Origin of the sequence: Aquihabitans sp. G128, from assembly GCF_019048865.1 — a bacterium.
Taxonomy (GTDB): domain Bacteria; phylum Actinomycetota; class Acidimicrobiia; order Acidimicrobiales; family Iamiaceae; genus Aquihabitans.
Genome location: NZ_CP077604.1, coordinates 753,236 through 774,606, shown reverse-complemented (window position 1 = coordinate 774,606; position 21,371 = coordinate 753,236). Strand labels below are relative to the sequence as shown.

Below are 21,371 nucleotides of genomic sequence, written 5' to 3'. Positions count from 1 at the left end.
GTGCATGACTATGCAATCAGTAGCGACGGTCGTCGGCGCCCATCAGCGCGCGTCGGCCACCACGAACCGCACGGCGCGGTGCGGTGCCCCGACGGCCCAGGACCCCGACCGGCCGGCGAGCGCCTCGGCCTCGACGGCGAACCGATCGAGCAGGACGACCGTAAAGGGCGGCGAGCCGTCGGCGGGGACCAGCTCGAGGTCCGGCCCGGCGCGGCGGAGCTCGCCCTCGATGGCCCGGGGCTGGCGGACCGAGCGCTCGATCGCCACCCGGGACAGCCCCGTCCCGCCGCCCGGATCGGCCACCACCTCGACCGTGAGCGCGTCGCCGTAGCCCATCGCCTCGATCTGGTCGGCCGCTGCGCCCCAGCGCGACCGGGCCAGGAGCAGCTCGGCGCCGCCCAGCTCCACGGTCACGCCCCGCTTCGCCTGGCCCACCACCATCGCCGTCCCGATGGCGCCGACCGACGGGCCCTTGGGCCGGCCCGATCGACCCGGCCGACCCCGAGGCCGACCACCCGGGCCGCTCACCGGCCCGGCATCGGGGAGGTCTCGCCCACGACCACGCCGGCCGAGGCCTCGAGGTGGGCGTGCACGTACGGGACGACGACCGCACCCTCGCCGGCGGCCGCCGCCACCCGCTTGACCGAGCCGGAGCGGGCGTCGCCCACGGCGTAGACGCCCGGCAGGCAGGTCTCGAGGTGCTCGGGGACGTGGCCGGCCACGCGCCGGTCCTCGGGCACGTCCGGGCCGGTCAGGATGAACCCCTTGTCGTCGCAGCAGACTTCGTCGGGCAGCCAGCTGGTCTGGGGCTCGGCGCCGAGCATGAGGAAGAGGCCGTCGCAGGGGGCCGTCACGTCCTCCCCCACGTCGTTGCGGCGGTAGGTGACCCACTCGAGGCGGCCTTCGCCGCCGCCGTCGACCACCTGCGCCTCGGTGAACAGGCGGATCCGCGGATGGGCGTCGATCTCGTCGATGAGGTAGCTCGACATGGTGGCGCTCAGGTCGGGACGGCGCACCACGATCTTCACCATCTCGGCGAACCGGGCGAGGTGGATGGCGGCCTGGCCCGCGGAGTTGCCGCCCCCGACCACCACGGCGTAGCGACCCGCCATGCCCCGGGCTTCGCTCATCGGGGCGCCGTAGGTGACGCCGTTGCCCACCAGCTCCTCGATCCCAGGGACGCCGAGGCGCCGGTAGGTGGCGCCGGTGGCCAGCACGACGGCCCGCGCGAGCACCTCGCCGCCGTCCTCGAGCACCAGCCGGTGCGGGACGCCAGGCCCGCCGGCGTCGAGGTGCTGGACCTTGCGGCCTCGGTGCAGGCGGGCGCCGAAGCGGTTGGCCTGGTTCAGGCCCCGCACCGCCAGGCGGGATCCGGAGATGCCTCGCGGGAAGCCGAGGTAGTTGCGGATCATCGAGCTGGTGCCCGCCTGGCCACCGGGGTTGCGCATCTCGAGCATGACGGTGCGCAGGCCCTCCGAGCCGCCGTAGACGGCCGCCGCCAGGCCGGCCGGGCCGGTGCCGACCACGGCGAGGTCGTAGGTCTCGCTGAGGTCGGCCGACTGGCCGAGCAGGTCGAACAGGTCGGCCGGCGACGGGTCCACCAGCACCGCGCCGGTGTGGAAGAGCTCCACGACCGGGAGCGCGACCGTCCCCTCGACCCGGTCGAGGACCGCCCGACCCTCCTCGGAGCCGGGACTGAGCCAGCCCACGTCGATGATGCTGGTGTCGAACCAGCGCACCAGCTCGGCGGCCCGGGCGTCGCCGGGCTCGGCCACGATGCGCAGCGCTTGGACCAGCGGCGTGCCCGCCACGGTGAACCAGTCGGACAGGTACTCCGAGATGGCGCTGTGGAACTCCTCGTCGCGGCGGTCGCTCGGCTGGAGCAGCACCGTGTCGACCACGCCCGTGAGGGTGGCGGCGGCCAGCGCCTCGACCAGCGGTCCCGTCCGGGTCCAGGTGGGACGGACCACGAGCCGCTTGGCGGTGGGCACGGTGGAGCGGATGGCGCTGCACAGGGCGACCGGATCGGCGCAGTCGGCCCGCACCACCACCATGGCCACCGGCTCGTCGGCGGCGGCCCGCTCGGCGAGCAGCGCCTCGGCCTCGTCCGTGGAGGACGCGAGGACCAGGTCGTAGTCCCGCGCGTACCGGCTCTGCATCTCGGCCAGCAGCGCGGCGCCGCCCTCCGGGTCCGTGGCCACGACGAAGACGGCGGGATCGCGCATCAGCGCACGCTACCGAGCGACCCGGGCGGTCCTCACCCGTCCGTGCCCGAGGCGTCAGGTGCTTGACAACTCGGCGGGCCGGGCGTAGAACCTGGACTCGTGTCCAGCAGCGCTGTCCAACTTCCGACGGCCGCCACCCGCCGGCACCTGTCGGACCGGCAGGCCAAGACGGTGCACAAGCTCACCGAGGCCGCCGTCGTCGAGCTGATCGAGGTCGGCTACCCGGCGCTGACGGTGCGCACGGTGGCCAAGCGGGCCGGGGTGGCCCCGGCCACCGCCTACACCTACTTCGGCTCCAAGGAGCACCTCGTGGCCGAGGTCTTCTGGCGCCGCTTCGAGGCCCAGGAGGTGCCGCCCACCGACCGGAGGCGCTCCCCCGCCGCCCGGGCCACCGACGTGCTGCTCGGCTTCGCCCTCGTGGTGGCCGACGAGACCGAGGTGGCCGCCGCGGTCACCGTCGCCATGCTGGCCGACGACCCCGAGGTCCGCGAGCTGCGGAGCCGCATCGGCCTCCTGCTGCACCAGCGGCTCTCCGAGGCCCTCGGTGACGATGCCTCGGCCGCCGCGATCAGCACGCTCGAGCTGGCCATCTCCGGCGCGCTGCTCCAGGTGGGCACCGGCCACCTGGCCTACGGCGCCATCCCCGACCTGCTGGCCCAGGTGTCCGCCCTCGTCCTGAAGGACCCCCGATGACCGCCGTCGACACCTCGACCCCGCTCGTGTACGACCCGTACGCCTACGAGATCCACGAGGACCCGTACCCCACCTACGCCCGGATGCGGGCCGAGGCGCCGCTCTACCGCAACGAGGAGCGGGGCTTCTGGGCCCTGTCCCGCCACGGCGACGTGCTGGCCGCGTTCCGCGACAACGAGCGGTTCTCCAACGCCGAGGGCGTGTCGATCGACCCCGCCGCCTCGGGGCCCCACGCCCACAAGACCATGTCGTTCCTGGCCATGGACGCCCCCCAGCACCCCCGCATGCGGGGCCTGGTCTCACGGGGCTTCACGCCCCGCCGGGTGGCCGGCATGGAGGAGAACATCCGGGCGCTCACCGTCCGCCACCTCGAGGCCGCGCTGGCCGAGGGCGACTTCGACTTCGTGGCCGACCTGGCCGGCATCGTGCCCATGGACGTCATCTCCGAGCTGCTCGGCGTGCCCGAGGCCGACCGGGCCATGCTGCGCCGGCAGAGCGACCTGCTGATCCACCGGGAGGAGGGCGTCACCGACGTGCCCCCCGCCGGGGTCGAGGCCGCCTTCGCCCTGGTGATCTACTACGCCGACCTCATCGCCGACCGCCGGGCCCACCCCGGCGACGACCTGGTGTCGGCCCTGTGCGCCGCCGAGGTCGACGGCGACCGGCTCACCGACGACGAGATCACCAGCTTCCTGTTCCTGATGGTGGTGGCGGGCAACGAGACCACCACGAAGCTGCTCGCCCACGCCTGGTACTGGGCGGCGCAGAACCCCGCCGAGCGGGCCAAGGTCTGGGACGACCCGGCCCGCATCCCCGACTGGGTGGAGGAGACGCTGCGCTACGACACCTCGAGCCAGATGTTGGCCCGGGTGACGCTGGGCGACGTCGAGTACTACGGCCAGACCATCCCCGAGGGCGACCGCGTCCTGCTCCTGGCCGGCTCGGCCAACCGGGACGAGCGGGCCTTCGCCGACCCCGACCGGTTCGACCTGGACCGAGATCGCGAGAGCGTCGGCATCGCCAGCTTCGGCGTCGGGCGCCACTTCTGCCTGGGCGCCTCCCTCGCCCGCATGGAGGCCCGGATCGTGCTGGAGGAGCTGGTGGCGCGGGTGAGCGCCTACGAGATCGACCCTGCCGGCACCAAGCGGGTCCACTCGGTGAACGTGCGGGGCTTCGAGACCCTCCCGACCTCGGTCACGCGCCGCTGATGCCCCGCTACGACCCCCACCCCGATCGCCGGCCCGCCCTGGTCACCGGCGCCTCGTCGGGCATCGGCGCCGCCACGGCCCGCGCCCTCTCGGCGCTCGGCCACCCGGTGGTGCTGACGGCCCGCCGCACCGACCGGCTCGACGCCCTCGCCGCCGAGCTGGTGGCCGACGGCGGCGAGGCCGTCGCCCTCCCCCTCGACCTCGCCGACCCGGCGTCGATCGACCGCTGCGCGGCCGCAGCCGGCGACGCGCTCGGGCCGCTCGACGTGGTGGTGGCCAACGCCGGCCAGATCGCCTCGGCCACCGCGCTGGCCGACGACCCCGACGACTTCGCCCGCAACGTCCACGTGAACCTGCTCGGCACCCAGCGCCTGGCCGCCCGGCTCGGCCCGGCCATGGTGGAGCGGGGCCACGGCGACCTGGTGTTCGTCACCTCCGACGTGGTGGTCCGGCCGCGGACCCACATGGCGTCCTACGTGGCGGCCAAGGCCGGCCTCGAGGGCCTGGCCCGCGCCATGCAGATGGAGCTCGAGGGCACCGGCGTGCGCTGCGGCATGGTCCGCCCCGGCCCGTCCAGCACCGAGCAGGGCACCGACTGGAGCGAGGAGACGGTGCTCCACATCATCCCGACCTGGGAGCGCTGGGGCCACCTGCGCCACAACGGCGCCCTCCTCCCCCAGAACGTCGCCGCCGCCATCGTCGCCATGGTCTCGGCCCCCAAGGGCACCCACCTCACCCTGGTCGAGGTCCAGCCCGAAGCCCCCGTCACCCCGAACCGGAGCCACCGTTGACCATCACCGACGAACCGCAGACCAGCCCGTTCCCCGACCCGCCGAAGGTGTCGGGCGACCACGGCGGGACCGGCCACCTCGAGGAGCTCCGCACCGACCCCATCGGCCTCATGCAGCGCGTGCGCGACGAGTGCGGCGACGTCGGCCAGTTCCGCCTGGCCGACAAGGACGTCGTGCTGCTGACCGGGGCCGAGGCCAACGAGGTGTTCTTCCGGGCCAAGGACGAAGACCTGGACCAGGCCGCCGCGTACCCGTTCATGACGCCGATCTTCGGCGAGGGCGTGGTGTTCGACGCCACCCCGGAGCAGCGCCGCGAGCAGCTCCACAACATGGCGCTGCGGGACAAGATGATGCGGGGCCACGCCGCCACCATCCAGAACGAGGTGGAGGAGATGGTGGCCTCGTGGGAGGCCGCCGGCTCGGGCGAGATCGACCTCCTCGACTGGTTCAGCGAGCTCACGATCTACACGTCGAGCACCTGCCTCATCGGCCGCAAGTTCCGCCTGCAGCTCGACCAGCGCTTCGGTCACCTCTACCACGCCCTCGAGCAGGGCACCGACGCCCTGGCCTTCGTCGACGCCTACGCCGACATCCCCAGCTTCCGCGCCCGGGACGAGGCCCGCGTGGGCCTCGTCGCCCTGATCCAGGCGATCATGGACGAGCGTCGCGCCGACGCCACGCCCGTCGAGCGGGAGGACCGCGACCTCCTCGACGTGCTCATGTCGATCGCCGGCGACGACGGCGACCCCCGGTTCGACGCCGACATGGTCACCGGCATGTTCATCTCGATGATGTTCGCCGGGCACCACACCACCTCGGGCACCGCGGCCTGGACGCTCATCGAGCTGCTCCGCCACCCCGAGGAGATGGCGGCGGTGGTGGCCGAGCTCGACGAGCTCTACGCCGACGGCGCCGAGGTCAGCTACCAGGCGCTGCGCTCGATGCCCCGCCTCGAGGGCGCCATCAAGGAGGCGCTGCGCCTCCACCCCCCGCTGATCCTGCTGCTCCGGGTGGCCAACATCGACCTCGACGTCGGCGGTCGCCACATCGAGGCCGGGAAGATGGTCGGGGCCTCCCCCGCCATCTCGAACCGACTCCCCGAGGCCTTCGACGATCCCGACGCCTTCCGCCCGGGCCGCTACGCCGAGGACCCAGCGGCCGACGCCGCCAACCCCTGGAACTGGATCCCGTTCGGCGCCGGCCGCCACCGCTGCGTGGGTGCCCAGTTCGCCATGATGCAGCTCAAGGCCATCTTCTCGGTGCTGCTCAAGGACTGGACCATCGAGGCCGCCCAGCCGCTCGACAGCTACCGCAACGACCACTCGAAGATGGTCGTGCAGCTCGCCCAGCCCTGCCTCGCCACCTACCGCCGGCGCGACGCCGACGGCGGCCCGGTCGCCGCCGGTGCTGCGGGCGGCGACGACGACCTCCGCACCGAGGCCGCTGGCGAGGTCGCCCACCCCGCCCAGACCCGCACCGCGGGCTGGCGCATCGCGGTGGACCGGGACCTGTGCCAGGGCCACGCCGTGTGCGAGGGCGAGGCGCCGGACCTGTTCTCGGTGACCAAGCACGGCGACCTCACGATCCTCGACCAGCGCCCGCCCGACGATGCCCGGGCGGCCGCCGAGGCCGCCGTCACGTTCTGCCCCACCCATGCCCTGTCCATCGTGGACGAGACCGACGAAGGAACGAACTGATGCCCGCCTACCCCCGTGCCGAGCTCGAAGAGATGGTGCAGCGCTGGCTGCAGGCGAACCGCGACGTGGAGGTCGCCGGCGACTGGGCGCCGCTCGCCGACCTCTACACCGAGGACGCCACCTACGGCTGGAACTACGGGCCGAAGGAGAACTTCATGGCCGTGGGCCGCGACGAGATCCGCGACATCGCCCTCGGCCTGGAGATGGGCGGGCTGGGCGGGTGGGAGTACCCGTACCAAGAGGTCATCATCGACGAGGTGCAGGGCCACGTCATCGGCTTCTGGCGCCAGGTGGCCGACGCGGTGCGCGAGGACGGCACCCACTACGAGGTCGCCGGCATCGGCGGCAGCTGGTTCCGCTACGGCGGGAACTTCCAGTGGAGCTGGCAGCGCGACTGGTTCGACTACGGCAACGCCGCAGCGGTCTTCCTGGAGATGATCACCGACGGCAAGCTGTCCGAGGGCATGACCGAGCGCATGAACCGCTCGCTCAAGCCCGGCCAGCTCCCCGGCCACTACCTGCTCGCCGACACGCCCGTCGGCCTCTGGGACGGGCCGGCCTCGTGAGCAGCTTCACCGACGGCCTCGACGTCAACCTGATCGACGGCAAGCTCGTCCCCGCCAGCGGCGGTGGCACGTTCGAGACGCTGAACCCGGCCACCGAGGAGGTGCTGGGCGCCGCCGCCGACGGCACGGGCGCCGACCTGGACGCCGCCATCGGCGCAGCTCGTCGGGCCTTCGACACCACCGACTGGTCGACCGACCCCGCGTTCCGGGCCCGGTGCCTCCGCCAGCTGCAGGCCGGCCTCACCGCCCACGTCGAGGAGCTGCGCGAGCTCACCATCGCCGAGGTGGGGGCGCCGCGGTTCCTCACCACGTTCGCCCAGCTGGAGGCGCCGATCGCGGACCTCGGCTACGTGGCCGACCTGGCCGAGTCCTACGAGTGGCAGACCGACCTCGGCGCGGCCAAGCCCGCCGGCGTGCCCAGCCACCGGTACCTGCTCCGCGAGGCCACCGGGGTCGTCGGCGCCATCACGCCGTGGAACTTCCCCAACCAGATCAACCTGGCCAAGGTCGGCCCCGCCCTGGCCTCGGGGTGCACGGTGGTGCTGAAGCCGCCGCCCGACACGCCCTGGATCGCGGCCGCCCTGGCCCGGATCGCCGCGGAGGAGACCGACCTCCCACCCGGCGTGTTCAACGTGGTGAACAGCTCGGACCACGCCATCGGCGCCCAGCTGTCCACCGATCCCCGCGTCGACCTCGTGTCCTTCACCGGCTCCACCGCCACCGGCCGCAAGGTCATGGCCTCGGCCGCCGAGACGCTCAAGAAGGTGTTCCTCGAGCTGGGCGGCAAGTCGGCGTTCATCGTGCTCGACGACGCCGACCTCGCCGGCGCTGCCGGCCTCGCGGCGTTCACGGCGTGCACCCACGCCGGCCAGGGCTGCGCCATCACGACGCGACTGCTCGTGCCCCGGGCGCAGTACGACGAGGCCGTGGAAGCCACCGCCGCCACCATGTCGATGCTCGCCGCCGGGGATCCGCAGGACAGCGGCACGGTGTGCGGACCCGTCATCTCGGCCCGCCAGCGCGACCGCATCGAGGGCTACCTGCGCCTCGCCCAGGAGGAGGGCGGCTCGTTCGCCACCGGCGGCGGCCGCCCCGCCGATCGGGACAAGGGCTTCTTCATCGAGCCCACCCTGATCACCGGGCTCGACAACTCCTCGCGGGTGGCCCAGGAGGAGATCTTCGGCCCGGTGCTGGTGATCCTCCCCCACGACGGCGACGACGACGCGGTCCGCATCGCCAACGACTCGCCCTACGGGCTCTCCGGCGCCGTGCAGAGCGGCGACGTGGACCGGGCCTGGGCCGTGGCCCGCAAGGTCCGCACCGGGACCATGGGCGTCAACGGCGGCGTCTGGTACGGCGGCGACGTGCCGTTCGGCGGCTACAAGGCGTCCGGCATCGGCCGCGAGTCCGGCGTGCTCGGCTTCGAGGAGTACCTCGAAGCCAAGTCCGTCGCCGTCGGCCTCTGACAACCCCGAACCAGGCGGGATCGACGGGGCCCTGGCCCCGAGATCTCCGCCCGGTTCGCACCTCCACACCGATCACGACGCAAGGGGACACGCACATGGGACGCTTCGACGACAAGGTGGCCATCGTCACCGGGGCCGCCGGCGGCATCGGGGAGGCCTACGCCCGGGCGCTCGCCGCCGAGGGGGCCAACGTGGTCATCGCCGACCTCGACGAGGCCAAGGGCGAGGCCACCGCCGCCTCCATCAGCGAGGCCGGCGGCGGCGAGGCGATGTTCGTCAAGGTCGACGTCGGGTCGGTCGAGTCGACCAAGGCCATGGCCGAGGCCACCGTCGAGCACTTCGGCGGCATCGACCACCTGGTCAACAACGCCGCCATCTACGGGGGGATGGAGTTCGACCTGCTCCTCACCGTCGACTGGGACTACTACCGGAAGTTCATGGGCGTGAACATGGACGGCGCCCTGCTGTGCACCCGGGCCTGCTTCGAGCACCTCACGGCTCGGGGCGGCGGCTCCATCGTCAACCAGTCGTCCACCGCGGCCTGGCTCTACTCCGGCTTCTACGGCCTGGCCAAGGTCGGGGTGAACGGCCTCACCCAGCAGCTCGCCCACGAGCTCGGCGGCCGCAACATCCGCATCAACGCCATCGCCCCCGGTCCCACCGACACCGCCGCCACCCGCAACCAGGTCGGCGAGGGCATGATCAAGTCCCTCGTCAAGGACCTCGCCCTGAAGCGGCCCGGCCAGCCCGAAGACATGGTCGGCATGTGCCTCTTCCTCCTCTCCGACGAAGCCTCCTGGGTCACCGGCCAGATCTTCAACGTCGACGGCGGCCAGGTGTTCCGGTGAACCGGTCTCGTCACTCGGTCGCTGCGCTCCCTCCGTTCCTCGAGTTGGTGGACGGCCTGACGGCCGACGCCCTCGCTGGAGGTCCGGCGGAGCCGGCCCTCCAGGTCGTGGGGGGGCTCCGCAAGCTCTGCCCCCCACACCCCCCCGGGCTCGCTTCGCTCGGAACCCCGAACCCCAGCGCCTCGAGCTGCAGGGAGCGGGCTCGTGACCCAGCAGAGCGCGGCGGTCGGGTTCATCGGGTTGGGGCAGATCGGGAAGCCGATGGCGCGGCGGTTGACGGGGTGGGCGGGCGGGCTGACCGTGTGCGACGCCAACCCGGATGCCACCCGATCGTTCGGCGAGCGGGGGGGTCCACGTGGCCGCCACGCCGGCCGAGGTGGCCGAGCGGGCCACGGTGATCTCGATCATGGTCCGCGACGACGCCCAGGTCACCGAGGTGCTCACCGGCACCGACGGCATCCTGTCGACCGCCCGGCCCGGGACCGTGGTCGCCGTGCACTCCACCGTCGAGGCCGACACCCCGGCTCGCCTGGCCGCACTGGCGGCCGAGCACGACGTGCACCTGATCGACGCCCCCGTCTCCGGGGGTGGCATGGGCGCCGCCAGCGGCACCCTCGCCCTCATGGTCGGCGGCAGCGACGAAGCGGTCGAGCTGGTCCGAGAGCCGTTCGCCTCGTTCGCCAGCCTGGTGGCCCACCTCGGCCCCGTCGGCGCCGGCACCCGGGCCAAGCTGGCCCGCAACCTCATCACGTTCGCGGCGTTCGCCGCGGTGGGCGAAGCCCTCGCCCTGGCCGACGCCGCCGGGGTCGACCTGGCGCTGCTGGGCAAGGTGGTCCGCCACTCCGACCAGGTCACCGGCGGTCCCGGCTCGGTCATGCTGCGCACCAGCGCCGCCGCCCTCGACCCCACCGACGGCCTGCACGACGTCTTCGTGCACACCCGGGGCCTCGGCGAGAAGGACCTCCAGCTCGCCCTGTCCCTCGGCCAGGACCTCGGCGTCGACCTCCCCGTCGCCCGCCTGGCCCTCGAGCAGCTCGGGGCCGCCCTCGGCGTCCCCCACCAGATCCCCCCGACCTGATCCCCCAAGAGCCCGACGAACCGGACCACCCGCCCCTCCACCCCACGAACTTGTCGCAGTTGTCGACCGATGCGTCGGCCAACTGCGACGAGTTCGGTGGTGGGGGCGGCCACGAGGAGCGAACCATGAGCGATGACGACGTGCGGGACCGGGGCAAGGCGCTGATGCGCCAGGTGTACGGGTGGGACTTCGAGCCGACCAAGCCCTTCGAGGTGCAGACCGTGGACCACCTCTTCGGCGAGGTGTGGGCCGAGGGCAAGCTGTCGGTGCGCGACCGTCGGCTGGTGCTCATCGGCCTGGCCGCCGGCGGGGGGCTGGAGGACGTGGCGGCGCTGCAGCTGTCCGCCGCCATGGACCTCGGGGAGCTCGACGCCGAGGACCTCCGCACGCTGGTGGTGTTCCTGGCCCACTACGCCGGCTGGCCCCGGGCCGCCAAGCTCAACACCGAGGTCGAGAACCTCATCGCCCGCCACGAGAAGGCAGCGGCCAAGGCGGCCGCCAAGGCCGCGGCGGTCGAGGCCGACACCGACGCTGGGCCGGTCGACTGATGGCGCCGACCACGACCAGCCCCACCGGCGGCCCGACCGCCGCGCCGTCGCCCTACGTCGGCCGCTCCCACGACGAGCTGGCCGAGCTGGCTCGCGAGCTGCTGCTCGCCGGCCACCTCATCGACCGGTCGGGGATGCCCCACCTCATCGGGCGCTTCGGCCGAGACGGCATGGCCGCCATCGCCATCGACGAGTGGATGGCCGCCAGCCCGATCTACACCAAGCGCATGCAGCGCCTGCTGGGCTTCGAGAGCGAGCGGGTCGAGACCATCTTCAAGGGGATGCAGCTCGACGTGGGCGCCCCACCGGAGTTCATGGACTTCCGCTACGTGGTCCACGACGACGACCACGGCGAGTTCTGGCTCGACCACTGCGGCGCCCTGATGGACGTCGAGCCCATGGGCGACGACTACGTCCGGGCCATGTGCCACGACATCGAGGACCCCACCTTCGACGCCACCGCCATGGCCACCAACGCCCGGGCCCAGGTCCGGCCCATCCACCGCCCGCCCCGCGTCCCCGCCGACCGCGCCCCGCACTGCGCGTGGACGGTCACCGTGGTCCCCGACGCCGAGCCGCTCCCGTTCCCCGTGCAGGCCGAGCAGCTGTCGCACTCGGCGGCCGCGCAGCTGCCCCTGGCCGGTGCCACCGACGGCCTGCCCACCGACGACGGCTGGGCCGACTACTCGGGCCCGCTGGACCAGGACCTGGTGATGGAGCGGTTCTCCTCGGCCACCCTCTCGGCGATCATGGACGAGGTGTGCCTGCAGGGCCACCTGCTCTCGCGGGGCTTCCTGCTCCACGTGGCCGAGCGGGCCGACGGCAGCGAGGCGGTGGCCATCGGCGGCAAGCAGCTGTCGGGCATCGCCGGCGTCACCGCCAAGCGCCTCGGTGCCCTGCTCGCCGTCGAGCCGGACCTCGACGGCGTCGCCGCCGTGCTGGCCCTGCACCCGATGTTCCTGCCCCGGGCCTACGTCGACCTCCGCCTCGACCGGGTGGGCCAGGAGCTGCTGGTGTCGCTGGCCCCCTCCCCCGCCACCACCGAGGACGACGGCCTCACGTGGCCGGCGATCCTCGTCGACGGCGACGACGCCGGCGTCCGATCGGCCGTGCAGTGCCTCGCTCCGCTGGCCCGCGTCGAGCGACGGGACCCCCTCGAGGGCGCCGCCGCGACGTGGTCCATCCGCCTGGACCCCGACGGCGAGCCGGCCCGCCAGGCCGACGAGGTCACCCTCACCGAGTTCTCGACCGGCGTGGACTTCCACTTCGAGCGCCGTCGCTGAGCCCGGCTGCGGAGGGCCCGACCGGCCACCGGGCACGCCCGGCCGGTCCGAATCGGTAGCGTCGGGGCCGTCATGACGAACCCCACGCTCCCCTCAGCGGTGTTCGCGGCCGACACCTACGTCTCCGGCATGCTCGCCGGCGGGTGCCTCGCCGCCGGTGCCGTGCTCACCCTGCTCGGCACCTGGCAGCGCACGATCGTCAAGGGCCTGGTGGCCAAGGGGAAGCGCACCACCGCGACCGCCGTGCAGTCGAAGCTCCACACCCCCGCCCCCGATGGCTCCACCCACCACGTGGTGTGGCGCTTCCAGACCGAGGACGGCACGTTCATCGAGCACGAGGGCCTCGCCGACGCCCTGCACCACCCGGCCGAGCACGACACCGCGAGGGTCATCTACGACCCCGAGGACCCCCACAACGCGCGGCTCTCGACCTTCGCCGAGCGCACCCTGGCCTGGGCCCTGTTCTTCTACGCCGGGATCACCCTGCTCGCCGTGGGCGTCATCGCCCTCGTGGTCGCTGCCATCGTGAGCTGAGGCCGACCGGTAGCGTCAGCCGCTCCGCGCTGCCCCCCGAACCTCCGGAGCCCCCGTGCCGCTCGAACCCCGCGTCCGCCGCATCGTCCAGCTGCTGAACCTGCTGGACCGGGGCAGCAGCGACGCCTCCATGGCCCAGCGGCGCCGGGCCTCGGCAGCCTTCGCCACCCGGCTCGGCTTCCTGGTCATGCCGAAGGGCCCCGCCCCCGCCAGCACCGTCGACCGCAGCGTCCCGGTCGCCGGCGGCCAGATCCTCGTGCGGGTCCACCGACCGCACGGCCCGGGGCCGTTCCCGCTGCACGTGTTCCTGCACGGCGGCGGCTGGTGCGTCGGCACCATCGCCGAGCGCGACCCCCGCTGCCGGGCGATCTCGGCAGGAGCAGGGTGCGTGGTGGCCTCGGTCGACTACCGGCTGGCGCCCGAGAACGCGTACCCCACACCCGGCGAGGACAGCTACGCCGCCCTGCTGTGGCTGGTGGCCCACGCGGCCGAGCTGGACATCGACGCCGCCCGGATCTCGGTGGGCGGCGAGTCGGCCGGCGGCAACCTGGCGGCGGTGCTCACGCTGATGGCCCGCGATCGCTCGGGCCCGGCCATCTGCCACCAGTGGCTCGACGTGCCGGCCACCGACCTCACCCTGGCCCAGCCCTCGGTGCGGTCGGTGCCCGACGGCAACCTGCTCGACCGCAGCTCGATCGACCGCTACCTCGCCGCCTACCTCACCGACCCCGCCCAGGCCACCGAGCCCTACGCCTCTCCCCTGCTCGACCCCGACCTCCGCGGCCTGCCGCCGGCGTGGATCATGAGCGCCGAGCACGACAAGCTCCGCGACGACGGCCGCGCCTACGCCGATGCCCTCGCCGCAGCGGGCGTGCCCGTGGCCTACCGGCGGCTGGACGGCCACGTGCACCCGTCGTTCGCCTTCACCCGCCTGCTGCCCAGCGCCAAGGCGTACGAGGCCGACGCCATCGCCGCCCTCCGCGCCGCCTACGAGCGAGCCTGACCCGCCGGACCTCGCCTCAGGCGCCCGGCTCGAGCAGGACCGGGGCGCCGTGGGTGATCGTGCCCGGCTCGAGGACCGTGGCGTAGACCCGGCTGTGGATGCCGTGGCGGTGGTGCATGGCGTCGAACCGGCCGTCGAGGAACCACGGGGCGTTCTCCTTGCAGGGGATGGCGTAGGCCCCGACCTCGGCCAGCACGTCGCCGAGCTGCAGCCGGACCCCGGGCCGCACCCGGGCCCACGGCAACCCGGTGATCGAGACGTTCTCGCCGGCCAGGCCGGGCGCCAGCGGGTGGCCGTCGGCCCGGAAGTGGTCGACGGACTCGGTGGACCAGAGGCACAGCGCCTGCCACGGTCGGCCGTGGTTGTCCCGGTCGGCTTGCCGGTCGCCCACCACCCCGCGGTGGTCGACGACCACCTCGGGGACGGCGAGCTTGGGCACGCCGCCGTCGCTCACGAAGAGGCCGGTCACGGTGCCCACCGCCGAGGGCCCGAAGGCACCGGTGGCCCGCACGGCCTCCATGGCCGCCCGCCACTCGGCCCACAGCACGCCGAGGGCGCGGTCGGGATCGGCCTCCGCCCACGCCGAGAGCGCGCCCTCGACTCGGTCGCGGTGCGGGGCGGCGGCGACCGCGGCGCTCGACGGGAGGCCGTTGGTGACCAGGTCGATGAGCGCGGTGCCGTGCCGCAGCGTCCGGGCGACGTCCCGCTCGGAGAAGGCGTGGGGCCCGATCGTGGTCACCGCTGGAGCCTACGGGCGAGCCCAGGGCCGCCGGCCCGGAGCTGGCGCCGGGTCAGCCGCGGAGGGTGGCCTGGTGGGCCTGCTCGACGGCAGCGATGAGCCGGGTGCGGACCTCGGCCACCTCGGCATCGGTGAGGGTGCGGTCGACCGCCTGCAGGCGCAGGCCGAAGGCCAGGCTGCGGTGGTCGGGCGCCACGGGGGCGCCGCGGTAGGCGTCGAAGAGCTTCACCGACCAGACGAGGGGGTCGGTGGCCGCCAGGGTGCGCTCGACGGCGACGGCCGAGACGGCCTCGGGCACCTCGAAGGCGAGGTCGATGTCGCTGGAGGGGAACCGCGAGATCTGCCGGTAGGCCGGGCTGCGACGCGGAGCGCCGAACAGCGCGCCCAGGTCGACCTCGAGGTAGGCCACCCGCTCGCCGATGCTGTGGCGGGCGAGCACCGCCGGGTCGATCTCGCCGACGATGCCGAACGGGACGCCGTCGACCAGCACGCGGCCCGAGCGGGTGGGGTGCAGGCCGGGGACCTCGGCGTTCTCGACCGAGGGGGACTCCAGGCGGAGCTGCTCCGCCAGGACCTGCCACGCCTCGACCGCCGCGGTGGCGTCCCGGCCGGCCAGGACCACGGCGGCGTGCTCGCGCTCGTCGGGCAGCACCTGGCCGTCGGGGGCCGGCAGGAACACGTGGCCGATCTCCCAGAGGCCGACGGCGAGCTGGCGGCGAGCGTGGTTGTGGGCGACGGCGGCCACCAGGCCCGGCAGCAGAGCGGTGCGCAGGACCGACTCCTCGGCGACCAGCGGGTTGACCAGCTCGATGCCGCCGGGGTCGAGGCCGGCCGCCGCCAGCTGGCCTGGCGCGAGGAACGGCAGCGGCTGGCACTCGGCCAGGCCCAGGCCGCAGAACAGGCGGCGGACGCCACGCCGCTCCTTCTGGAGGTCGGTGAGCCGCCCGGCGCGGGCCTCGGTGAGCTCCCGGTTGGGGATGTTGCGGTAGCCGTGGTGGCGGCCGACCTCCTCGACGACGTCGATCTCGGTGGCCGAGTCGTAGCGCCAGGTGGGGATGGTGACCACCTGGACGTCGGCCTCGAGCAGCGACGTGGCGAAGCCGATGGGAGCCAGCAGCTCGGCGATGCGCTCCGAGCTGAGGTCGGTGCCCAGCAGGGCGTTCACGCGGGCGGTGCGCACCGGCACCGGCGGACGCTCGGGCAAGGTGCCCCGCACGTCGACCTGCACCGGCTCGGTGGTGGCGCCGCAGATCTCGGCGGCCAGCTGGCAGAAGCGGTCGGCCGCGAGGTCGGCGATGGCGGGGTCGACGCCCTTCTCGAACCGGGCCGAGGCCTCCGAGCGGAGGCCCAGCCGGCGCGACGACCGGCTGACGGAGGTGGGATCGAACCACGCCATCTCCAGCAGCACGTCGGTGGTGGCGTCGCTGATCTCGCAGGCGGCGCCGCCCATGATCCCGGCGATGCCGACCGCGACGTCGTCGCCGTCGGTGATGAGGAGGTCATCGGCGGTGAAGGTGCGCTCGACGTCGTCGAGGGTCACCAGGGTCTCGCCGTCCTTCGCCCGCCGGGCCCGCAGGGTGGCACCGGCCACTTTGGCGAGGTCGTAGGGGTGGTTGGGCTGGCCCAGCTCGAGCATCACGTAGTTCGAGATGTCGACGAGGGCGGAGATCGGGCGCATGCCCAGCTCGGTCAGGCGGTGCTGGAGCCACTCCGGCGACGGCGCCGTGGCATCGACGCCGCGGAGGACGCGCCCCACGAAGCGGCCGCAGCCGTCGGGCGCCGCCACGTCGATGGTGAGCTCCCCACCACCGGGCAGGGCCGCGGTGGACCGCCCGCCGGGGCCGCTGCTGGCCCAGGTGACCGGCTCGCCGATGGAGGCGGCCGCCGACGGCGGGGCAGGCAGGTGGAACCCGACGCCGACCTTGGCGGCGACGTCGCGGGCCAGGCCGGCCACCGACATGGCGTCGGGCCGGTTCGGGTTGACCTCAAGCTCCCAGCGCACGTCGGGCTCGATGCCCAGCGCCTCGGTGATGGGGGTGCCGGCGACCAGCTCGGGCGGCAGCACCTTGATGCCGGCGTGCTCGTCGCCCAGGCCCAGCTCGCGGGAGGAGCAGAGCATGCCGTTGGACCACTCGCCCCGGAGCTTGCGCCGCTCGATCTTCATGCCGCCCGGCATGGTGGTGCCCAGGGTGGCCAGCGGGACCTTGTCGCCGACCGCCATGTTGAAGGCGCCGCAGCAGATCTGCAGCGGCTCGCCGTCGCCCCGGTCGACGTCGACCAGCTGGATCTTGTCGGCGTTCGGGTGGACCGAGAGCGCCAGGACCTGGGCCACCACGATGCCGTCGAGGCCTTCGCCGAGGCGCACCTCCTCCTCGACCGGCGTGCCGAGGTCGTCGAACGCGGCGGCGACGGCCTCCGGCGCCACCGGGGCGTCGAGCAGCTCGTGCAACCAGCTGTTGAGGACCTTCATCAGAACTGCTCCAGGAAGCGGATGTCGGTGCTGGCGAGCTCGCGGAGGTCGGTGACCCCGTGCTTGGTGGCCGCCAGCCGGTCGAGGCCGAAGCCGAATGCGAACCCGGAGAACTCCTCGGGGTCGATGCCGCAGTTGCGCAGCACGTTGGGGTGGACCATGCCGCAGCCGCCGAGCTCCAGCCAGGAGCCGTCGGGCCGTTGCAGGTCGAACTCGGCCGACGGCTCGGTGAAGGGGAAGTAGGCCGGGCGCAGGCGCATGTTCCAGCCCGGGCCGAAGTAGGCCTTGGTGAACATGTCGATGGTGCCGGCGAGGTGGCCGAACGTGATGCCCCGGTCGATGACCAGGCACTCGAGCTGGTGGAAGACGGCGAGGTGGGTGGAGTCGGTGGCCTCGTTGCGGTACACCCGCCCCGGCATGATCGAGTAGATCGGCGGCGCCTGGCCCTCCATCACCCGGATCTGCACGGGCGAGGTGTGGGTGCGCATGACCACCTCGCGCTCGGCGCCCAGGTCGACGAAGAAGGTGTCCTGCATGTCCCGCGCCGGGTGGTAGCGCCCGAAGTTGAGCGCCGTGAAGTTGTGCCAGTCGTCCTCGACCTCGGGGCCCTCGGCCACCGTGAAGCCCAGGCCCACGAAGACGTCCTCGAGCTCCTCGATGGTCTGGGTGACCAGGTGGAGGTGGCCGGCGTCGCGCCCGGCGCGGACCTCGGTGAGGTCCAGCCGCTCGGCCTCGGCCTGGGCCCGGCGGGCGATGGCGTCGAGCTCGGCGCGGCGCGCCGCCACCGCCGCGGCCATCGCCTCTCGGGCGGCGTTGAGCGCCCCGCCGACCTCGCGCTTGGCCTCGTGGTCGAGGCCGCCCATCTGTCGCTTGAAGCCCGAGAGCTCCGACGTCTTCCCCAGCAGCTCACGGTCGAGCGCGCCCAGCTCATCGAGGGTGGCGGCGCCGGCGATGCGGTCGGTCGCGGCGGCCGCGATGCGGCGGATGTCGTCGATCATGGTGCCGGGAACCTTGCCGCCTGGCCGCCCCTCGCGTCCACTCCTTAGCCCGACGCCGACGGGCCCGATCCGGCTTGTCCACCGGGCTGTGGCACCATCGCCGCCGTGTCCTGGTTCCGCCGTCGTGCCGCCCTCGCCGAGGACTGGGAGCAGATCGTCGAGCGGGCCGTCGCGCACTGGGCCTACCTCGACGACGACGAGCGCGACGCCCTCGCCGGCCACATCGAGGCGCTGGTGACCACCAAGCGGTGGGAGGCGGCCAACGGCTTCGAGCTCACCGACGAGATCCGCACGGTGATCTCGGCCCAGGCCGGGCTGCTGATCCTGGGCCTCGACCTCGACCACTACGCAGACGTCGGGGCGATCATCGTGCACCCGAGCACCATGCGCTTCCGCCGCACCAGCCAGGGCTCCATCGCCGGCACCGTGGTCGACGGCGACGTCGACCTGCTCGGCGAGGCCAGCTACCAGGGGCCCGTCGTCATCGCCTGGGACTCGGCGCGCCACAGCGCCCGCCACCCGGAGCGGGGCCACGACGTCGTGCTGCACGAGTTCGCCCACAAGCTCGACATGCTCGACCACGTGGTCGACGGCACCCCGCCCCTGCCGGACGCCGCCGCCCGCCAGCGGTGGGTCGACGTGTGCAGCCACGAGCTGCACCTCCTGCGCACCGGCCAAGGCGGCCCGCTGCTCGACCCCTACGGCGCCGCCGACCCCGCCGAGTTCTTCGCCGTGGCCACCGAGGTCTTCTTCAACCGGCCGGTGGACGTCCAGGCGCACAAGCCCGAGCTCTACGCCGTCCTGGGCGCCTTCTACCGCCAGGACCCGGCAGAGCGCGTCCGCCGGCGCCACGGCGCGACGGCCACCGGGGCCGAGGCCGGGGCCGGGGCCGACGAGCGGCCCTCCTAGCCTGGCCCCATGGCGAAGCCCACAGGACCGCTGGCCCGGCTCTCCCCCGTGGGGGTGGTGGAGCGCACCCAGGTGGCCACGGCGTCGGCCGAGGACGCGTTCGCGGTGGCGTCGTCGTACCAGGTGCGGCTCGAGTGGGACCCGTTCGTGTCCACCCAGCACCTCATCAACACCGACACCCCCGGCAAGGGCGTGCGGACCTTCACCCGGTCCCGCCACGGCCTGGGCATGGTCTCGGAGTACCTCACCTACCGGCCGCCCACCCACATGGGCATGAAGATGGTCACCGGCCCCTGGTTCTTCCGCACCTTCAGCGGCTCGTGGCACTTCAAGGACCTGGGCGAAGGCCGCCTGGAGGTCGTCTACCGCTACCGCTACGACTGCCGGCCGGCGTGGCTGCAGCCCGTCAGCCACTGCATCGGCAACGCCCTGCTCGGCCGGGACATCGAGCGCCGGGTGGCCGCCTTCGTGCGGGGCATCGAAGACCCCGTGATCGTGGCTCGGGCGCAGGCCGAGGCCGCCGAGCGCCACGGCTGACCACCGGGCCGAGGGGGCTCAGGGGCTGGCCAGGGGGAGGGTGAAGGTGAAGGCCGCGCCCTCGCCCGGCGGCGAGGCCACCGTGAGCTGCCCGCCGTGGGCCTCCACGAGGCCGCGGCTGATCCAGAGCCCGAGCCCGGTGCCGTTCGGGCGGCCGTGCTCGCGCTGGAACCAGCGGTCGAAGACCCGGGGCAGGTCCTCCGGGGCGATGCCCTCACCGGCGTCGCGCACGGTCACCGCCACCGCGCCCGGCGACCCCGCCACCAGCTCGGCCTCGATGCGCAGGCCCTTGGGGCTGCCGTACTTGACCGCGTTCTCGACGAGGTTGGTGAGGACCTGCTCGATCTTGTCGCTGTCGGCCGGCACCTCGGGCACGTCGGCGCCGACGGCGACCTCGGCCTCGAGGTCCGGCGAGGTGGCACGGATGGACGTGACCACCGACTGCGCCAGCTCGGGCAGCGAGACCCACCTCGGTGTGAGCGTGAGGCGGCCGGTCTCGAGCCGGCTGATGTCGAGCAGCTCGTTGATGAGCCGGGTGACGCGCTCGGCGTCGTGGTTGATCTGGCCCAGCATGAGCTGCTTGTCGGCGTCGCCGATCTTCTCCCACCGGTTCAGCAGCAGCGAGGTGTAGCCCCGGATCGACGTCAACGGGCTGCGCAGCTCGTGGCCGACCGCGGCCACCACCGCGATGCCGTCGGCGCCGGAGCCCAGCACGTCGGAGACGGACCGCCCGGCGAGCTCGGCCGCCGGCCGACCGAGCCGTTCGGCGGCGGCGTCGTCGGCCTCGAGGACGGTGCCCCCGCTGTCGACCACGATGCGCCCGGTCCCGGCGCCGGAGCCGGTGCTGCCCGTCGTCATGGTGTGCCCCATTCGCCCGCCGGGGCGCCCGCGCCTGCCCGGCCGTCGTGGAACCTCATCGGACCGGGTGCTCGCTCATGGCCGGTGCAGTCTCCTACGTGCGGCGGCGCTGGCGCAGGACCTCGAAGCACACCACGGTGCCGGCCATCGCCACGTTCAGGGACTCCGTCGGCCCGGCCATCTCGATGGTGAGCTGCTGGTCCAGGGTCGCCACCAGCTCCGGCGACAGCCCGTGGGCCTCGTTGCCGAGGACCACGGCCAGCGGTCCGGTGAGGTCGGCGGCGTCGTGGGGGGTGCCGTCGCGCACGACCATGCCGGCGGTGCGGTAGCCGAGGGCCCGGAGCTTGGCGACGGAGTCGAACGACGAGAGCGTGTCGACGACGTCGATGCCGAAGATGGCCCCGGCCGAGGACCGGACGACCTTGGGGCTCGACGGGTCGACCCCGCCGCCCACCACCACGGCACCGGCACCGGCCGCTGCGGCGGCCCGGATCAGGGTGCCGGCGTTGCCGGGATCGCTGACCTCGGCGAGGACCAGCACGAAGGGCGTGGCGGCCGGCGTGGGCCACGGCGGCTCGCGCCGCTCGACCACGGCGGTGATGCCCTGCGACGTGGCGGCGTCGCCGACCCGGTCGAGCACCCCGGGGGGCACCAGCCAGGGCTCGACGGAGGCAGGCAGGCGCTCGAGCACGGCCGCCACCGCGCCCCGGTCCCAGGCGGCTTCGTCGACGTACACGTCGACCAGCGGCACCTGGGCGTCCAGGGCCGTGCCCAGCAGGACCGGCCCCTCCACGAGCAGCGCCCGCTGCGCAGCCCGCTCCTCGCCCCGCCGGGCCAGACGGGCCAGACGTTGGATGCGAGGGTTGCGGGCCGACAGCGGGCGCATGGGCTCGTTGGTGCCGGCGCGTGGCGCCGGCCGC

General features: G+C 73.7%; 21 protein-coding genes and 1 pseudogene. 15 read left to right on the top strand and 7 right to left on the bottom strand.

The genetic code is table 11. From position 1 onward, the window contains the following. Positions 1-42 precede the first annotated feature (42 nt). Together KSP35_RS03590 and KSP35_RS03585 are read right to left on the bottom strand one after the other, a co-directional pair. A complete protein-coding gene (locus KSP35_RS03590) occupies positions 43-414 on the bottom strand; it encodes a hypothetical protein (RefSeq protein WP_216998992.1) in 372 nt (123 codons plus the stop codon). A gap of 110 nt (positions 415-524) precedes the next feature. Next, entirely contained in the window at positions 525-2,225 is a 1,701-nt protein-coding gene (locus KSP35_RS03585) for an FAD-dependent oxidoreductase (RefSeq protein WP_216998990.1), read from the bottom strand. Positions 2,226-2,324: 99 nt separating this feature from the next. Here KSP35_RS03585 and KSP35_RS03580 point away from each other — a divergent pair, with 99 nt between their 5' ends. The 13 genes and pseudogenes from KSP35_RS03580 (at position 2,325) to KSP35_RS03525 (ending at position 13,940) form a co-directional block, all read left to right on the top strand. Further along, complete coding sequence (locus KSP35_RS03580; RefSeq protein WP_216998988.1) at positions 2,325-2,918, top strand: TetR/AcrR family transcriptional regulator; 594 nt, start codon at positions 2,325-2,327, stop codon at positions 2,916-2,918. Then, entirely contained in the window at positions 2,915-4,126 is a 1,212-nt protein-coding gene (locus tag KSP35_RS03575) for a cytochrome P450 (protein WP_216998986.1), read from the top strand. Before KSP35_RS03580 ends, KSP35_RS03575 begins: the two co-directional genes overlap by 4 nt. Next, positions 4,126-4,917, top strand: a complete 792-nt coding sequence (locus KSP35_RS03570) for an SDR family oxidoreductase (RefSeq protein ID WP_216998985.1) — start codon at positions 4,126-4,128, stop codon at positions 4,915-4,917. The genes KSP35_RS03575 and KSP35_RS03570 overlap by 1 nt, the downstream gene beginning before the upstream one ends. Beyond that, a pseudogene (locus tag KSP35_RS03565) lies at positions 4,914-6,293 on the top strand (cytochrome P450); the annotation flags it as partial. The gene KSP35_RS03570 and the pseudogene KSP35_RS03565, both read left to right, overlap by 4 nt. 120 nt (positions 6,294-6,413) lie before the next feature. Further along, the gene (locus KSP35_RS25525) at positions 6,414-6,614 is read left to right on the top strand and encodes a ferredoxin (protein ID WP_371748952.1); all 201 of its coding nucleotides are present in this window, start codon (positions 6,414-6,416) and stop codon (positions 6,612-6,614) included. Beyond that, positions 6,614-7,180, top strand: coding sequence for a nuclear transport factor 2 family protein (locus KSP35_RS03560; protein ID WP_216998983.1), 567 nt, complete (start codon positions 6,614-6,616; stop codon positions 7,178-7,180). The genes KSP35_RS25525 and KSP35_RS03560 overlap by 1 nt, the downstream gene beginning before the upstream one ends. Beyond that, positions 7,177-8,646, top strand: a complete 1,470-nt coding sequence (locus KSP35_RS03555) for an aldehyde dehydrogenase (RefSeq protein ID WP_254126970.1) — start codon at positions 7,177-7,179, stop codon at positions 8,644-8,646. Before KSP35_RS03560 ends, KSP35_RS03555 begins: the two co-directional genes overlap by 4 nt. Before the next feature lie 95 nt (positions 8,647-8,741). Next, complete coding sequence (locus tag KSP35_RS03550) at positions 8,742-9,494, top strand: SDR family oxidoreductase (protein WP_216998982.1); 753 nt, start codon at positions 8,742-8,744, stop codon at positions 9,492-9,494. A gap of 355 nt (positions 9,495-9,849) precedes the next feature. Next, entirely contained in the window at positions 9,850-10,572 is a 723-nt protein-coding gene (locus KSP35_RS03545) for an NAD(P)-dependent oxidoreductase (protein ID WP_254126969.1), read from the top strand. A 125-nt stretch (positions 10,573-10,697) separates the two neighbouring features. Next, positions 10,698-11,120, top strand: coding sequence for a carboxymuconolactone decarboxylase family protein (locus tag KSP35_RS03540; protein WP_216998981.1), 423 nt, complete (start codon positions 10,698-10,700; stop codon positions 11,118-11,120). Then, positions 11,120-12,403 carry a hypothetical protein gene (locus tag KSP35_RS03535; protein WP_216998980.1) on the top strand — a complete coding sequence of 428 codons (1,284 nt, stop codon included), beginning with the start codon at positions 11,120-11,122 and terminating at the stop codon, positions 12,401-12,403. The genes KSP35_RS03540 and KSP35_RS03535 overlap by 1 nt, the downstream gene beginning before the upstream one ends. 72 nt (positions 12,404-12,475) lie before the next feature. Next, positions 12,476-12,937 (top strand): DUF3592 domain-containing protein, encoded by a 462-nt coding sequence (locus tag KSP35_RS03530; RefSeq protein ID WP_216998978.1) that lies wholly within the window; start codon positions 12,476-12,478, stop codon positions 12,935-12,937. A gap of 55 nt (positions 12,938-12,992) precedes the next feature. Continuing rightward, positions 12,993-13,940 carry an alpha/beta hydrolase gene (locus KSP35_RS03525; protein ID WP_216998976.1) on the top strand — a complete coding sequence of 316 codons (948 nt, stop codon included), beginning with the start codon at positions 12,993-12,995 and terminating at the stop codon, positions 13,938-13,940. 16 nt (positions 13,941-13,956) lie between these two features. On the opposite strand, the gene KSP35_RS03520 is transcribed toward KSP35_RS03525, so the two are convergent. Genes KSP35_RS03520 through pheS form a run of 3 tightly spaced genes read right to left on the bottom strand, consistent with a single transcriptional unit; the run spans position 13,957 to position 18,147 of the window. Next, a complete protein-coding gene (locus tag KSP35_RS03520; RefSeq protein WP_216998974.1) occupies positions 13,957-14,679 on the bottom strand; it encodes an MOSC domain-containing protein in 723 nt (240 codons plus the stop codon). Between the two features lie 52 nt (positions 14,680-14,731). Then, positions 14,732-17,149: a phenylalanine--tRNA ligase subunit beta gene (gene pheT / locus KSP35_RS03515; protein ID WP_216998972.1), complete on the bottom strand. Its 2,418-nt coding sequence runs from the start codon at positions 17,147-17,149 to the stop codon at positions 14,732-14,734. Beyond that, positions 17,149-18,147 (bottom strand): phenylalanine--tRNA ligase subunit alpha, encoded by a 999-nt coding sequence (gene pheS, locus KSP35_RS03510; protein ID WP_216998970.1) that lies wholly within the window; start codon positions 18,145-18,147, stop codon positions 17,149-17,151. The genes pheT and pheS overlap by 1 nt, the downstream gene beginning before the upstream one ends. A 105-nt stretch (positions 18,148-18,252) precedes the next feature. On the opposite strand from pheS, the gene KSP35_RS03505 reads away from it, so the two are divergent. Beyond that, a complete protein-coding gene (locus tag KSP35_RS03505; protein ID WP_216998968.1) occupies positions 18,253-19,056 on the top strand; it encodes a zinc-dependent peptidase in 804 nt (267 codons plus the stop codon). Positions 19,057-19,065: 9 nt separating this feature from the next. Further along, positions 19,066-19,593 carry a type II toxin-antitoxin system RatA family toxin gene (locus KSP35_RS03500; protein WP_216998966.1) on the top strand — a complete coding sequence of 176 codons (528 nt, stop codon included), beginning with the start codon at positions 19,066-19,068 and terminating at the stop codon, positions 19,591-19,593. Between the two features lie 18 nt (positions 19,594-19,611). On the opposite strand, the gene KSP35_RS03495 is transcribed toward KSP35_RS03500, so the two are convergent. Both KSP35_RS03495 and KSP35_RS03490 read right to left on the bottom strand, forming a co-directional pair. After that, positions 19,612-20,451 (bottom strand): PAS domain-containing sensor histidine kinase, encoded by an 840-nt coding sequence (locus tag KSP35_RS03495; protein ID WP_216998964.1) that lies wholly within the window; start codon positions 20,449-20,451, stop codon positions 19,612-19,614. A gap of 94 nt (positions 20,452-20,545) precedes the next feature. Beyond that, positions 20,546-21,337, bottom strand: coding sequence for an RNA methyltransferase (locus tag KSP35_RS03490; RefSeq protein ID WP_216998962.1), 792 nt, complete (start codon positions 21,335-21,337; stop codon positions 20,546-20,548). Positions 21,338-21,371 lie beyond the last annotated feature (34 nt).